The sequence below is a fragment of the Algoriphagus sp. NF genome, from assembly GCF_028823735.1.
Lineage (GTDB): Bacteria > Bacteroidota > Bacteroidia > Cytophagales > Cyclobacteriaceae > Algoriphagus > Algoriphagus marincola.
This window is the reverse complement of sequence record NZ_JAPEIB010000020.1, coordinates 43,149-57,999: the sequence shown is the minus strand read 5'-3', so window position 1 is coordinate 57,999 and position 14,851 is coordinate 43,149. Positions and strand designations below refer to the sequence as shown.

At 42.9% G+C, this 14,851-nt stretch carries 16 protein-coding genes; 7 read left to right on the top strand and 9 right to left on the bottom strand.

Going from position 1 to position 14,851, the window contains the following annotated elements; translation table 11 throughout:
- Positions 1 to 120: 120 nt before the first annotated feature.
- The 7 genes from accD (at position 121) to OU792_RS11050 (ending at position 6,796) form a co-directional block, all read left to right on the top strand.
- The gene (accD, locus tag OU792_RS11080; protein ID WP_274670198.1) at positions 121 to 963 is read left to right on the top strand and encodes an acetyl-CoA carboxylase, carboxyltransferase subunit beta; all 843 of its coding nucleotides are present in this window, start codon (positions 121 to 123) and stop codon (positions 961 to 963) included.
- Positions 964 to 1,100: 137 nt separating this feature from the next.
- The gene (gene nqrF / locus OU792_RS11075; RefSeq protein WP_100629075.1) at positions 1,101 to 2,402 is read left to right on the top strand and encodes an NADH:ubiquinone reductase (Na(+)-transporting) subunit F; all 1,302 of its coding nucleotides are present in this window, start codon (positions 1,101 to 1,103) and stop codon (positions 2,400 to 2,402) included.
- 76 nt (positions 2,403 to 2,478) lie between these two features.
- Positions 2,479 to 3,633: a formimidoylglutamase gene (locus OU792_RS11070; RefSeq protein WP_026947589.1), complete on the top strand. Its 1,155-nt coding sequence runs from the start codon at positions 2,479 to 2,481 to the stop codon at positions 3,631 to 3,633.
- Positions 3,633 to 3,860 (top strand): cytochrome b5 domain-containing protein, encoded by a 228-nt coding sequence (locus OU792_RS11065; RefSeq protein ID WP_274670197.1) that lies wholly within the window; start codon positions 3,633 to 3,635, stop codon positions 3,858 to 3,860. Before OU792_RS11070 ends, OU792_RS11065 begins: the two co-directional genes overlap by 1 nt.
- On the top strand, positions 3,857 to 4,699 hold the full coding sequence (locus OU792_RS11060; protein WP_274670196.1) for an N-acetylglucosamine kinase: 843 nt from the start codon (positions 3,857 to 3,859) through the stop codon (positions 4,697 to 4,699). The genes OU792_RS11065 and OU792_RS11060 overlap by 4 nt, the downstream gene beginning before the upstream one ends.
- Positions 4,696 to 5,517: an N-acetylmuramic acid 6-phosphate etherase gene (gene murQ / locus OU792_RS11055; RefSeq protein ID WP_274670195.1), complete on the top strand. Its 822-nt coding sequence runs from the start codon at positions 4,696 to 4,698 to the stop codon at positions 5,515 to 5,517. The genes OU792_RS11060 and murQ overlap by 4 nt, the downstream gene beginning before the upstream one ends.
- A 100-nt stretch (positions 5,518 to 5,617) precedes the next feature.
- Complete coding sequence (locus OU792_RS11050; protein ID WP_274670194.1) at positions 5,618 to 6,796, top strand: pseudouridine synthase; 1,179 nt, start codon at positions 5,618 to 5,620, stop codon at positions 6,794 to 6,796.
- Between the two features lie 102 nt (positions 6,797 to 6,898).
- Here OU792_RS11050 and OU792_RS11045 read toward each other — a convergent pair whose 3' ends face one another.
- The 9 genes from OU792_RS11045 to OU792_RS11005 form a co-directional block, all read right to left on the bottom strand.
- Positions 6,899 to 7,168: a hypothetical protein gene (locus tag OU792_RS11045; protein ID WP_274670193.1), complete on the bottom strand. Its 270-nt coding sequence runs from the start codon at positions 7,166 to 7,168 to the stop codon at positions 6,899 to 6,901.
- A gap of 114 nt (positions 7,169 to 7,282) precedes the next feature.
- The gene (gene trxA / locus OU792_RS11040; RefSeq protein WP_274670192.1) at positions 7,283 to 7,588 is read right to left on the bottom strand and encodes a thioredoxin; all 306 of its coding nucleotides are present in this window, start codon (positions 7,586 to 7,588) and stop codon (positions 7,283 to 7,285) included.
- A 58-nt stretch (positions 7,589 to 7,646) separates the two neighbouring features.
- A complete protein-coding gene (locus OU792_RS11035; protein WP_134199427.1) occupies positions 7,647 to 8,195 on the bottom strand; it encodes an OmpH family outer membrane protein in 549 nt (182 codons plus the stop codon).
- Between the two features lie 17 nt (positions 8,196 to 8,212).
- Complete coding sequence (locus tag OU792_RS11030) at positions 8,213 to 8,743, bottom strand: OmpH family outer membrane protein (RefSeq protein WP_026947597.1); 531 nt, start codon at positions 8,741 to 8,743, stop codon at positions 8,213 to 8,215.
- 90 nt (positions 8,744 to 8,833) lie between these two features.
- Complete coding sequence (locus OU792_RS11025) at positions 8,834 to 11,530, bottom strand: BamA/OMP85 family outer membrane protein (RefSeq protein WP_134199429.1); 2,697 nt, start codon at positions 11,528 to 11,530, stop codon at positions 8,834 to 8,836.
- Positions 11,531 to 11,537: 7 nt separating this feature from the next.
- Entirely contained in the window at positions 11,538 to 12,275 is a 738-nt protein-coding gene (locus OU792_RS11020) for an isoprenyl transferase (protein ID WP_100629082.1), read from the bottom strand.
- An 82-nt stretch (positions 12,276 to 12,357) separates the two neighbouring features.
- Positions 12,358 to 13,107, bottom strand: a complete 750-nt coding sequence (gene porG, locus OU792_RS11015) for a type IX secretion system protein PorG (protein WP_222584014.1) — start codon at positions 13,105 to 13,107, stop codon at positions 12,358 to 12,360.
- 94 nt (positions 13,108 to 13,201) lie between these two features.
- Complete coding sequence (locus OU792_RS11010) at positions 13,202 to 14,077, bottom strand: NAD kinase (protein WP_274670191.1); 876 nt, start codon at positions 14,075 to 14,077, stop codon at positions 13,202 to 13,204.
- 95 nt (positions 14,078 to 14,172) lie between these two features.
- The gene (locus OU792_RS11005; RefSeq protein ID WP_274670190.1) at positions 14,173 to 14,838 is read right to left on the bottom strand and encodes a CBS domain-containing protein; all 666 of its coding nucleotides are present in this window, start codon (positions 14,836 to 14,838) and stop codon (positions 14,173 to 14,175) included.
- Between the last annotated feature and the right edge of the window lie 13 nt (positions 14,839 to 14,851).

Genomic DNA, 14,851 nt, shown 5'->3' with positions numbered 1-14,851 from the left:
TGGATATACTAGCTGATTCAGCTAAAGGGACCCGAATTGCCTTCCACTTATTTTTCATTTCATGGATTTAAGGTTTAACTTTGTTTCTTTGACTTTTCAAAAAAATCGAATAATCCAATTATGGCTTGGTTTAAAAGAACAGATAAGGGGATCAAGACTTCTACTGCGGAAAAGAAAGACGCGCCGGATGGTCTGTGGTTCAAAACTCCCAAAGGAAATATCATTCATACGCGAGAGCTTAAGAACAACTCTTATGTTTGCCCCGATGATGATTTCCATGTCAAGATTGGATCTGCTGAGTATTTCGAGATTCTCTTTGACGACAATAAGTTTAAGGAGCTGGATGAAAACATGACTTCTGGAGATCCATTGACGTTTTCGGATACCAAACCTTATCCTGTCAGAATCAAAAGCAGTATCGAAAAAACCAATTTGAAGGATGCGGTCAGGACAGCTCACGGAAAGATCAATGGTCTGAATATCGTGATTGCCTGTATGGACTTCAGCTTCATAGGTGGATCAATGGGTTCGGTAGTAGGGGAGAAAATTGCGCGAGCAATTGATTACTCATTGAAGCATAAGGTTCCATTTTTGATGATTTCCAAATCTGGCGGTGCGCGGATGATGGAGGCAGGTTTTTCTTTGATGCAAATGGCTAAAACATCTGCAAAATTGGCATTACTCGATCAGGCTGGAATTCCATATATCTCTTTACTCACTGATCCGACCACAGGTGGTGTCACTGCATCCTATGCGATGTTGGGTGATTTTAACATCGCCGAGCCGGGTGCTTTGATTGGTTTTGCAGGGCCGCGTGTCATTCGAGAGACGATCGGTAAAGATTTACCAAAAGGATTCCAAAGTTCAGCGTTCGTACTCGAACACGGATTTTTGGACTTCATCATCGATAGAAGACAGTTGAAAACAAGGATCTCAACTTTGTTAAACCTCCTGAACAATTAATCAGTTATAGACTTATAAAAATGTGTATCCAACTTTCATTTTTGTGGGAGTGGATAGTCGCATTTGATGATTAATAAATATATTTGTACGCCTCAAATGAGGCATTAAATCCATCCGAAAAGTAAAACCAAAATTTCATGGGTTCAGTAATTATCACGTCAATCGTAGCATTTACCCTGATTATCCTTTTGCTGGTTTTCATCCTTCTGTTTGCTCAGTCCAAACTGGTCAATTCCGGAGATGTGAAAATCGTCATTAATGGGGACGATAGCAGTCCACTGGTCACTTCAGCCGGTACGACCTTGCTTTCTACTCTAGGTAATCAAAAGATTTTCCTTCCTTCAGCATGTGGAGGCGGGGGTACTTGCGCCATGTGCAAGTGTGTAGTAGAAGAAGGTGGCGGAGAAGTCTTACCTACAGAGGTTGGACATCTTAGCCGGGCTGAGCAGCAAGGAAATGTACGCTTGGCTTGTCAGGTGAAAGTAAAGCAGGATATGAAAATCCGCGTTCCAGAAGAAATCTTCGGTATCAAGAAGTGGGAATGCGAGGTTGTATCCAACTACAACGTATCTACTTTCATCAAAGAATTCAAAGTGAAACTTCCTGAGGGTGAAAACCTTGACTTTGAATCAGGTGGTTACATTCAGATCGATGTGCCAGCGATCACAGTCAACTTCAAGGATATGGACATCACCCCACATCCTGAATTGGGTCACCCTAAAGATGTATATCAGAGTGATTGGGATAAGTTTGGTTTGTGGGATCTTGTCATGAAAAATGACGAAGAGCTATTCCGAGCTTACTCTATGGCCAACCACCCTGCAGAGGGTAACATTATCATGTTGACCATCCGTATCGCGACTCCACCATGGGATCGTGCTAACAATAAGTGGATGGATGTCAATCCTGGTGTTTGTTCTTCTTATGTATTCTCCAGAAAGCCTGGTGACAAAGTGACGATCTCAGGTCCTTATGGTGAATTCCATATTAACCCTACTCAACGTGAGATGATCTACATCGGTGGTGGAGCAGGTATGGCACCATTGAGATCTCATATTTTCCACCTATTCCATACTGAGAAGACGGATCGAAAAGTATCATACTGGTATGGAGGTAGATCTAAGAAGGAATTGTTCTATGTTCCTCATTTCCGTGAAATCGAAAAAGACTTCCCGAACTTCAAGTTCTACATCGGTCTTTCCGAGCCACTTCCTGAGGACAATTGGAAGATTAAAGAAACTTTGGATGATGAGGGTGACGGTTATGTTGGTTTCATTCACCAAGTTCTGTTCGATAATTATCTGAAGAATCATCCGGAGCCAGATGAGGTTGAATATTACCTCTGTGGTCCTCCATTGATGAATGCAGCGGTACTCAAGTTGCTAGACGACATGGGTATTCCGGAAGAAAATATCCGATTCGATGATTTCGGAGGCTAAATAAAAAATCCCGCATTTGCGGGATTTTTTATTTGCTCATACTTTTTTGATTATTTTTAAAATCTAACCTCCAACTATGAGTATTCAGTCTTTTTTTGAACCCGTAGCCGATTTTCTTTGGCAGAAAAAATATCCTGAAAATTCCTTCTTCAAACAGATTCACTGGTATGGAGAAGAATTTCCCGATCTCAAAGGTATCCAAATTGCGCTCATTGGGCTAAAGGAAACCCGTGGAGAAAAGGAGAGTAGAAGTATGGATCGGGCTGCAATCGAAATTCGCGAGAAGCTTTATTCACTTAAGCGGGGTATTGGTTCCTATCGAGTGGCAGACTTGGGCGATTTGATCCCGGGAGAAAAGCTGGAAGAATCCTACGAGCGGATCCAAAAAGTAGGAGATTTTCTGATGAAAAAGCAGATTCTTCCTATCTACTTTGGGGGAAGTCATGACCTGGATTACGGTCAGTATCTCTCCTATGAAAAGATGAAGAAATTGGTTTCGCTTTTGACCGTAGATGCCAAATTTGACATGGAAGAAGAAGGGCCTTTGTCCCAAAAGCACACCCAAGAGATTATTCTTCATCAGCCAAACTTCCTTTTCTCCTACGCTCACATTGCATACCAGAGTTATTTGGTCGATCCATCCTTGGTAAATGTGATCGAAAAGCTTTATTTCGATCACCTGAGATTGGGATTGGTTCGTAAGGAGTTTAAAGAGATTGAACCCATTATTCGGAATGCTGACCTGCTGAGCTTTGACTTGGCGGCTATTCAATCTTCAGATGCTCCGGGAGTCCCCGAGGCAAATCCTTTTGGGCTTACTGCAGAGGAGGCTTGTCAGATTTGCTGGTTTGCAGGGATGAATGAGAAATTGAGTTCTTTTGGAGTCTATGGATACGAGCCTTATTTCGACGATAGTCAAAATAAAACAGCCATGGTAGCAGCTGTGATGCTTTGGTACTTTATCGAAGGGTTTTATTCAAGGAAAGACAGCCTTTCTTTCAAAAGCAGCGACTATATTAAATATACGGTATCTTTGGACGCAGAGCCAAACTCTTTGGTTTTCTACAAGAGTAAGCGTAGTGGCAAGTGGTGGATGGAAATTCCCCAAAACGATCCTGATAGATTTGACCGGGGTACGATGACCATTCCCTGTAGCTACGGAGATTATCAGACCGCCCAAAAAGGAGAAATTCCCGAGCGTTGGATCAATGCACAGATTAAATTACTCTGATGCAAACCTACACGCGGCAGCAATTAGCGCTTCGAAATGGTCAGGATAAGCCGGAGATTTGGATTGCCTACCAGGGCATTATCTATGATGTGACTGCATCTAGATTGTGGAAAAACGGAAAACATTACGAACATTGGGCTGGACAAGACCTCACAGAGGAGCTAGTCGATGCTCCACATACTGAAAAGGTATTTGGAAGATTTTCAGCCATTGGAAAATTACTATGATTTTAATTGCAGATAGCGGTTCCAGTAAGACAGACTGGAGAGTCATTCATCAAGACGGAAGTATTTCACAATTCAGAGGAGTTGGGTTCAACCCTTACTACCAGACTTCAGAGGAGATGGAAAAGGAAATGCGGCAGGAGTTTCTCTTGAGTATTTCTGCCGTGACTAAAGAAATTTATTTTTATGGAGCTGGATGCTCGGCTGCTGAGCGGAAGGCTGAAGTTTCACGAGCTTTAGCTACGATTTTCCCACATGCTACCATTACAATCGACCATGATTTGGCTGCGGCTGCTCATGCTACCTGTGGCCATGAGCCTGGGATTGCTTGTATTTTGGGGACGGGTTCGAATAGCTGTGATTTTGATGGGGAGAAAATAGTGGCTACCAGGCCAGCTCCCGGCTATATTTTAGGTGATGAAGGGGGAGGAGCGTATGTTGGTAGAAAGCTACTTCGCGACTTTATCTACGATGATATGCCCAAGGATATTCAAGAGGCTTTTGTCAAAGAGTTTGGCTTGACGCAGGAGATCATTCAGGATCATGTTTATCGTAAGCCTTATCCAAATCGATACATGGCTGGTTTCTGCAAGTTTATCACCGAACACAGCAATCACCCTTACTGCTATTCATTGTATTATGAATCGTTTCTAGAGTTTTTTGAAAAGCATATTTCCCGCTACCAGGACTTCCGAAGTAAGCCGGTGAATTTTGTGGGCTCGATCGCCTTTTACAACAGTACAATTCTCCGAAAAGCCGCTTACGATCAAGGATTGAATATTCAGAAAATCATCGAAAACCCCATTGCAGGGTTGACACTCTATCATCAAAATAAGCTATGAAGGTAACCGAAAGCAGTTCGCTCTATGATAATTTGGAACAAATGTCCGTCTTGGATTTGCTCCAAAATATCAACCGTGAAGATCAAAAAGTGCCTTTGGCAGTAGAAAAGATTATACCAGAAATCTCAGCTTTGGTGAGTCAGATTGTCCCTCGGATGGAAGAGGGCGGAAGGCTTTTTTACATCGGAGCGGGGACTTCAGGAAGACTGGGGATTTTGGATGCTTCTGAATGTCCACCTACTTATGGTGTGCCGGATGATTGGGTGATTGGTTTGATCGCAGGGGGAGATTTAGCTATCAGAAAAGCTGTAGAAAATGCAGAGGATGACCCAAATCAAGCCTGGAAGGATATTCAGGCATATGGTTTCAAGGAGCAGGACACCGTCATTGGAATAGCTGCCTCCGGCACAACGCCCTATGTGATCGGCGGGGTGAAAGAAGCTAGGCAAAAAGGATTGCTTACTGCCTGTATTACTTGCAACCCAAATTCCCCATTAAGCCAAGAGGTGGAACATCCACTGGAGGCAGTGGTAGGTCCTGAATTCGTTACGGGAAGTACCCGAATGAAAGCAGGTACGGCACAGAAACTCGTATTGAATATGATTTCTACGACAGTTATGATCAAACTCGGTCGGGTCAAAGGAAATAAGATGGTTGATATGCAGCTAAGCAATGCCAAACTAGTGGAGCGAGGCACCCGGATGATCATGGAGGCCACGGGCTTGGGAGAAACTGAGGCACGAAACCTACTGATCAAGGAAGGTTCTGTCCGAAATGCGACCAAAGCTTTTTATTTGGATAAGGGGCGTGCTGAATAGTATATCGATTGGAAATCATCTATCTTTGCAGCCCAATTCAATTAATTGGAATTCAGTAAATTATCAAAACAACAAAATCCAGCAGTGATGCTGCATACTTATGAAAAACAATCCACGCAAACCATTCTTTGGTAAGGATAAATCAGAAAAAAGAGAGGAGTCTCAAGATCGTCCAAAAAGGTTTAAATCCGGAAAATCAGATTTCCAATCTTCGGATAAGCGATTCGATAAAAAAGGATCCAAACCGCGCTTTAAGAAGGATTTTAATGAAGGAGGGCCAAGTGATAACAGAAAGTCTCCTTCCAAGCGATTTTTTAATAAGGAGGAAGAATCACCTAAGCGCGAAAGAAATGAGCGCGATTACAATCCTGGTACCAAGCGAACTTATGTAGGAAGGGGGAAGGATCAAAAGCCCATGTATGGAGAGAAAGCACCTGAAAAGGGCAATAGATCTTCTGCAAAGAGAGGCTTTGGTAAAAACCGTCCGAATCGTATTCAGAATCAGGAAACCACCCGTCCTGAATATGACTTTCAGGATATTCCCCAGGCAAAGAATAAAAAGTCCAGTACCGAGCTTATTCGCCTCAATAAATACATTGCCAACTCAGGTATTTGTAGCAGGAGGGAAGCTGACCAACTCATTCAAAATGGTCAAATCACCGTCAATGGAGAAGTGATCAAGGAGATGGGCTATAAGGTCAAGCGCGATGACCGCGTGGTGTATAATGGGAAGCGAATTAACCCTGAGAAGCCAGTCTATATTCTACTGAATAAGCCAAAGGATTTTATCACTACCACAGAGGATCCTTTGGAGCGAAAAACAGTCATGAATCTGGTAGAAAATGCCTGTGAGGAGCGGATATTCCCAATTGGAAGGTTGGATAGAAATACCACGGGATTGCTTTTGTTTACCAATGACGGCGAACTCGCGGCCAAGCTATCTCATCCTTCCAACAAGATCAAGAAGATCTATCAGGTGACGCTCGATAAGCCATTGACCAAAAATGATGAAGAGGCAATCCGGGAAGGATTGACGCTGGAAGATGGCCTAGCCGAGGTGGATGATTTGCAGGTACTTTCAGTGGATCGAAGAATCTTAGGTTTGGAAATTCATATTGGTAAAAACCGAATTGTGAGGAGAATCTTCGCACATCTAGGCTATGATGTCACAGCGCTTGATCGAGTGTTGTATGCAGGCCTGGACAAGAAAGACCTGAAGCGGGGTAATTATCGCTTCCTGTCTGAAAAAGAGGTAGTCAGACTCAAGTTTTTCCTTTAAAACACTTAGCCCAAGAGCATCCTGTTCTTGGGCTTTATTTTTTATATTTTTCCGCTTTTCTTTCAGTAAGATTAGTGTCCGGACTAAAGTGAGCCAAGGTGCTTATAATCTAAGTTTTTCTTTGCTAAGTCGATCCAGTTCCTCAAGTAAGGCGATCATTTTAATTCGATTCTCTTTTTTAGAGACATCAAATCCAAGTCCTGCAAATTGCCGTTGAATAAATTTCAAAGCATTGTAAGGCGTTACGGTTGTTTTGTTGAATGCGGCTTCCTCAGGAGTGAGGATATTGTTGTACATATCCATCAAGACAATACCTCGATCCGATTTTTGAAGTATTTCGATGGAACTGTCAATTGCTTTTGACCAATCCATAGGGTGTAAGGGTTTTTTAATCAGGGGAATAAGCTTTACAAACCAAATCAAAAAAAGCAGATAATCTAGCTTTTGACAGGAAATTTTATGATTGGGTTTGTAGGCTTTTCTTGATCAATAAAAAGCCTTTAGACTTTGGTGAAGGTCTTTCTTGGTCATGATTCCTCCTTTTCGCCAGAGGATTTTTCCTCTTTTGAATAATGCGTAATGGGGAATAGACCTGACGGCAAACTGCTGTGCCAGTTGAGGATGCTTATCTACGTTTATTTTTAAAAGTTTGATCTTCCCACCAAGCTCGTCCAGTACCTCTGCGATAATCGGGTCCATCGTCTGACAGGGTCCACACCAATCAGCATAAAAATCTACCAAAACAGCGTCTTGGCTTTTCTGAATCAATTCTTTGGGGTTTTTTTTTGCCATAAGCAAAAATGCCGACCCCTGAGAGTCAAGAGCCGGCATTTGATTTTATTTGATACGATTACTGATTTGCACCTGCTGGAGGAGTAGGCATCTCTAATCCAAGCTTAGCCAAAACCAATTCAGTGAATTTGTCCTGCTCTTTGGTGTAAAGAAGGATAGGAGCTTGACCGGCTGTCTCAGCAAAGATATGGGTGTAGTTATTTTCAGCGGCTACTGCATTGATCGCATTGATCACCTTAGTCTGTACAGGCTCTAGGAGCTCCTGTAGCTTTCGCTGATAGCTCACTTGAGCATCTTGCTCGTATTTTTGAAGATCTTGCTGAAGCTTAGTCAATTCTGCTTCTTTTGCCGCGCGTGCATCATCAGTCATAGTCTGAGCAGCCTGTTGATAAGTCTGCACTTGACGCTGAAAATCGTTCGCTTTAGTCTGAATGTTGGTTTGAAGCTGAGTTTGATAGTCTTGCAAATCAGCGCCAATCTGCTCCATCTCTGGCATCAGGTCCATGATAAACTCCACATTGGTATAGCCAATTTTCAAGTCTTGTGCTTGTGCTGCAAATCCTGCGCAGATCAGAGCGACTGCAGAAAGGATAACTTTTACTTTCATACGTTTTGAATTTAATTTTAATTGTTGTCTTCTATTCCTAATTCTTCCAAGACAAATTCCGAATAATCATGTCTTGGGTCTGTGTAAATAATGCCCGAAGGTACGGAAGCTTTGTCAAATAACATCGCCAAGTTGTTTTTACGGGAAACCCGCTCGATGGCATCGTATATTTTTGACTGTAGCGGTTGCAAGAGTTCGGCTTGCTTTTGGAAGTACTGACCGTTGATTCCGAATATCCGGCTGTTGAACTCCTGAGAAGTTTTTTCCTTCTTTTGGATTTCCTGCATTCGTTTTTGGTACATTTCTTCGGTCAAGAGGACTTCTTCCGCCTTGAGCTGTATATACATTTCTTTGATCTCAGCATCCAAATCCTGTGCCTCTTTCTTCCAGGCATTACTCAGCTTTTCCAGCTCTTGCTGTACCACTTTGTAATCCGGGTGCTTGTTGAGCACATATTCTGAGTCAATGTATCCAAACTTTTGAGCCAATAACTGATTGCTAATCAAAGTAATGGATAGCAAAAGTATGATTTTGATGGCTTTGTTCATGTCTAATGATATCATTTTGTCCTAGGAGCTAAAACGCTCGAACCAAACATTAAATTTGACATAAATTAACCAATTCTGCATCAATTTATTTTATCTAAACTGCTGACCAATGGTGAAGTGGAACTGTGGACCACTTCGACGAGTCTGTCCAGGGATGGGGTCGAAACCGTAGCCCCAGTCTACACCGAGCAATCCAAAGGCTGGCATAAAGATCCGTGCACCCACACCCGCAGATTTTTTCAAATCATACGGATTGAATTCCTCATAGGATCCCCAGTTGTTACCAGCTTCAGCAAATCCTAAGACAAATATGGTAGCAGAAGGGTTCGGAGAAACCAAGAATCGCAACTCCATCACGTATTTGTTATACACGATACCTCCAAATGGATCTGGGTCTGCTGTACCACGGGTATCCCGACCTGGGGTGATGGATTGGTTTTCATAACCTCTCAGACCGATGATTTCTTGACCTAGGGCAAAGTTGTTGAAGGTCATCCCGTCACCACCCATTACGAATCGCTCCAATGGAATGATGCCGATTCGATTACCATAAGATCCCAAGAATCCCATGTGCGCTCGAGCACTTGCCACGAGTTTGTTGGACCCAAATAGTGGAGTGTAAATACTCGCATCAAACATCCACTTATGATATTCCAGCCACTTGTACTTTTCCTCATCCGGAGATTCTGGACTTAGATTGTCATTCATGGATGAGTAAGGTGGAGTCATCGCCACATTTAGCATCACATTCGATCCAAATCTTGGATAGATTGGATTATCGATGTTGTTCCTAGCTATCGTTGTGTTGAGTGTAAGACTATTGGATCTACCTGTTGGATAGCTCAGACCAAATGAAGTACCAAACTGATCAAATTCGTAAACTTGGAATTGCAGGGAGTTAGAAATGCTGAAATAATCATCGGGCCAGGTAACTCTTCTAGCTAAGCCTAGGGTAGCTCCAGTGATTTTGAAGAAGCCAAGTTCCTGTCCAAAATTGCCTGGATTAAAGAAGTCAACCTGACGCTGTACAGAGTGATTAAAGCTGAAACTCAATGCATTCGGCTTCTTACCTCCAAACCAAGGTTCAGTCAATGAGATCGAATAGTTTTGGAAAGATCGACCATTAGCCTGTACTCGAAGTGAAAGCTTCTGTCCATCTCCCACAGGAAGTGGATCCCACTTGTCGAAGTTTCCGATGTTTTTGATCGAGAAATTGTTGAACGTCAAGCCAACTGTACCAACGAATCCGAAGAATCCTCCCCAACCACCGGAAAGCTCAATTTGATCATTTGGACGCTCTTCGAGCTCAAAGGTGATGTCCACGGTAGCAGCATCAAAATTTGGCCGGAGATCAGGATTGATCTTTTCCGGATCAAAATAGCCCAATTGGGAAAGTTCTCGAATGGTTCGTACCAAAAGTGCTCTATTGAACTTCTGCCCAGGGAGAATTCGGATTTCCCGCATTACTACGTGGTCGGAAGTTCGCTCGTTTCCTTTGATATTGACAGAATTCACAGTCACCTGAGGACCTTCAAAAATCCGCATTTCCATATCAATGGAATCACCGATTACGTTGACTTCTACAGGTTGGATGTTGAAAAACAAGTATCCATCGTCCTGATAGAGAGAGCTGACATCATCGCCTTTTTGAGGGTCATAATTCAGTCTTTTTTCCAGTTTCTCCCGATCGTAAACGTCGCCTTTTTGAATTCCCAACTTGGCTCGTAGCACCTGATCTGGGTGAATAAAGTTTCCGTTGAATTCAATATTTCGATAGTAATATTTTTGACCTTCTTCGATTTCTAGGTCAATATTGATTTCATCTTGACCAAAGGAATAAATCGAATCGGTAACGATTTTGGCATCTCTAAAACCTTTCGTTTGGTAGAAATTGACCACATTGTCTTTATCGTTTCGATATTCTTTTGGGATGTATTTCGATCCTGCGAAAAAGTTGAGTTTGAAATTTTTATTGATGTATGACTTGACATCCTCCTTTGAGGCGGAGTCAGTGTACAAAATTGCATTCGCTACGTCTGAAGGCCCAGCCGCGGTCATTCTGGAATAGACATCCTTAAAGACACTTACCCGAGCATGTTCTTTGGTTTTCTTGAGTTTGGATTTGATTTTGGCGTCTGTGATTTCCTCATTTCCAAACACCCGGATTTCGTTGATCTTGACTTTTCCTTTGGTATCTACATCAAATCTAAGTTTCACGCTATTGGGTAAAGTCGTATCTCTGACTTGGGCTACCTTTACTTCTGTGTTCAAAAAGCCTTTGTCGACAAAGTATTTTTGAATATTTCTTTGGGAAGTGTTGAGTACATCCTCACGCACTACCCGACCACGGATATTTATTTTATCCCGTAGTTCGCTTTCTTGGGTTTTGTTGATCCCGGTAAATTCAACTCTGGAGAATCGCGGGCGCTCAGTGAGGTCAAGCAACAATGAAATGTCTTCACCCTCTACCTTTGTGACCAAGATTTTCACATCTCCGATGATCCCCTGATTCCAGAGTTTTTTCAGAGCATTGGAAATAGCATCTCCGGGCACCTCGATCTGATCATCCACCTTCAGCCCTGAAAGGGAGATGATCGCGTTTTCATCAAGCGTCGAAAGCCCTACAGCTTTTATCTCGGCGATTCGATAAGTCTGTGGCTTGGAGTAGTTCAACTCCATGATGTCTATAGGCTTGCTCGAGGAATATCTCGATTGCCCAAGCCGTATCTGCGACATCGCTGTGTTTGCCCATACTAGACAAAATAGAATCAGTAAACTTCTTTTCATCAATTACTTAAGATTTAACCTGCTCCCCTGTTTTGCCAAACCTACGCTCTCTCTTCTGATAGTCGATGATAGCAGCCAAGAGGTGCTCTCTTCTGAAATCAGGCCATAGAACCGGAGTAAAATGTAACTCCGTGTAGGCTAGTTGCCAAAGCAGAAAATTGCTGATACGATACTCCCCACTTGTCCGAATCATCAGTTCCGGATTGGGGATGCCCGCGGTCTCAAGGTGGTCTTCAATCAACTGTTGGTTGATTTCTTCTACCTTCAATTTTCCTTCAGAGATTTTTTGAGCAATGCGCTTGGTTGCTTGGGTGATTTCCCACTGACCACTGTAGCTAAGTGCTAAGATGACAGTCAATCCATCATTTCCTTCTGTTGTCCTCTTGGCTTCCATTAGCTTGTCGAAGGCATTGGGAGGAAGGCTGTCCAGATCACCGATACTTTCCAGGCGGATGTTGTTTTTCATCATCATCGGCACCTCATCAGTGATAGTTTTTACGAGGAGTTCCATCAATCCATTGACTTCTTCCTGTGGACGGGACCAGTTTTCGGTCGAAAACGAAAATAGAGTCAGGTACTTTACACCAAGATTCTCTGCCCCCTCAATGGCATCCTTCACGGCCTGAATAGCGTGACGATGACCAAATATCCGCATGGCGCCTTTCTTTTTGGCCCAGCGGCCATTGCCATCCATGATGATTGCTATGTGATTGGGGATTCGCTCTCGGTCTAAAACTTCCTTCATTACTTCCGATCCGGGTACCTACATTTTTGGAGGTACAAAAATGCTATTTCTTTTCCAAATATTAAGCCTAAGACTCAATTAATTAATAGGCGTAGCACTTTGTACTCTGTATGGTATAGCTGATCGTGAGACTCAGGAAGTAGTACCAGTCCTTGTCGTAGGGATTTCCAAAATTAATCCCGTATGGTTGATCGGGGTTATTTGGGTCTTGGAATCTTGGTATGGGCGGGGAGCTACTATCAATTCTATCGATAAAATCCGTGAAAGTAGCCCGGATTCCTGCTTCCATAGCCAGGGTCCAGCGATCATTGAGCCGATATTTCACTCCCCCACCAAAGGGAATGACTACCGTGCCTAGATTGTAGCGATCGGAGGAGTTGAATGCATAGGTATTTCCTTTGAGGAAAAAATGCGTGTATCCAATTCCAAAGAATGCATAGGGAGACCAGAAGAACTCAGAATCATTCCGAAGGAAATCCAAAAAATTGAATTCCATTACCGCTGACCCCTCGATCATTCCACCCCTAAACCGCGCATCTCTACGCTGAGCAGCTAGGTCTAAGGGTCTTACGCTATCGGTCGCCCGAATCGTCCCTGCTGTAATGCCTACCCGAAGCGTCCAGACATTGTCAAAATTTCTCTTGCCAAACAACGTGCCGTGAAGACCTAAATGGTCCAGGTCAATAGTTCTGAGTATATCTCCGGTGTAAGCAGTGGTGCCTAGACCTCCTCCGATTTCGTATTTCTGAGCTTTGGCATCAGGGGCTGTAATCCCCGCAAAGAGCAGAAAACAATAAAAGAAGCTGAGTATCTGAAAATTGACCTTTTTCAAGACGATGCAAGTTATGAAGTACCTAACGTTTAAAAAACGCTCTTTGGTATCTCCTGGGTTAATCTTTGTTAAGCTAAAACGATCATTTGGAGCCTTAATTTCTCATATCTAGACCCCAATGTAATTTCTGTCTCAAGGTATCAAAAAAATCATAATTGGGAAGCTTTACAAGTTTGGCTGAAAATGTCTCTTTTTTGATTTTAAATCTTAGTTCCGGTGAAACAGAGGTGGATCTAGAGTCCAGCGAGACCAAGTATTTGTCAGCTCTACCCTCGATTTCTATACATATTTCACTGTCGTCAGAAACCACTATCGGCCTCACATTGAGGTTGTGAGGGCTGACCGGGGTAATCACCAGGTTTTTTGCTTTGGGAGAAAGTAATGGACCACCGCAACTTAGCGAATAACCTGTGGATCCGGTAGGCGTGGCCACAATGAGTCCATCTGCCCAATAGCTGTTTAGATATTTTCCATCCACGTAGGTGTGTACGGTGATCATGGAAGAGGTGTCTCGCTTGTGAATGGTGAATTCATTCAGCCCGAAGTTCAAGCCATTGAAAAGTTTTCGATCACAGTCTAAGGACACGAGGCTTCTTTCTTCTATTTGAAAATTTCCAGAGGATAGATGATTGACCGCCTCCTCAATAGTGTCTGTGGTAACTGTAGCCAAAAAACCCAATCTCCCTGTATTCAGTCCTAAAATCGGGGTCTCCAAAGCTCCTACTTGGCATACTGAGTCCAAAAGGGTCCCGTCCCCACCAATGGAAATCAGAAAATCGATCGAAGCCATTTTATTTTTGGAATCGATGAGCTGATAGGTAAGACCAGTATTTCCCTGCATTCGAAGGAGTCTGTCGAAGGGCTGTGTGACGTGAATTTCAAAGCTTTTTTTCTCCAAAGCACGAAAGAGTGCTTTGATGTCTTGAAGAAATTCTTGCTTTAAGCTGAGTCCGTGAAGCGCAATTTTCATGTGGTTATAATTGCTTTTTTAATGGTCACATGGAATCTCGCAAACTTTAAAATCATCCCGGTGTGTGTCGCTAGCGACCTGCTCGATTTCATCCACTAAATATCTAAAAATCTCAGCAAGTTGCCGATTCGGTCTTCTTCACTGCTTATACCTGCTTCTTCCTGATAGTGATCGAGGATTTTGTAGCCAAAGCGCTCCAAAGTAGCTTTGATATAGCGAAGTTCGGGCTGATCTAGCTTCAGCGTTAGCTTTATCTTAGAATCATCGAGAGGATCATTGCTGATAAATGAGCTAAGGATTTTGGTATTTTCTGTCTCTGTGAGTCGGGCAATCTCAGCTAGGCTATAGTCCGACATATTCATGGAAAGGACCAAGACAGAACCTTGAGACTGAATGGAAAGGCTATCTGCAAAAGCTGATATGGCGTCTTCCATGGTCACAACTCCCAGGTAGGTCATTTCTCTGTCCAGAACCGCCACCATATTGGAATGGTGTTCAGCACTTATTTTCAAAATATCATATACGTGCTGATCAGTGTAGACCCAACAGTTGTAGTTATTCAAAGGAATTGTTTCAAGAAACTTCTCTGGGTCATTTAAATCAAAAATGATCTCATCACTCAAAAATCCAAGAAACTTACCCTTATCTACCACTGGCAAAAGGTCTGTACGAATCTCTTCCATCCAGGCCAAAGCCATCTTGGCCTGATCGGTCAATTTGAGTGGTGGAATAACGTTATTGATAAATTCGTACGCCTGCATAAATGAAAGTTAG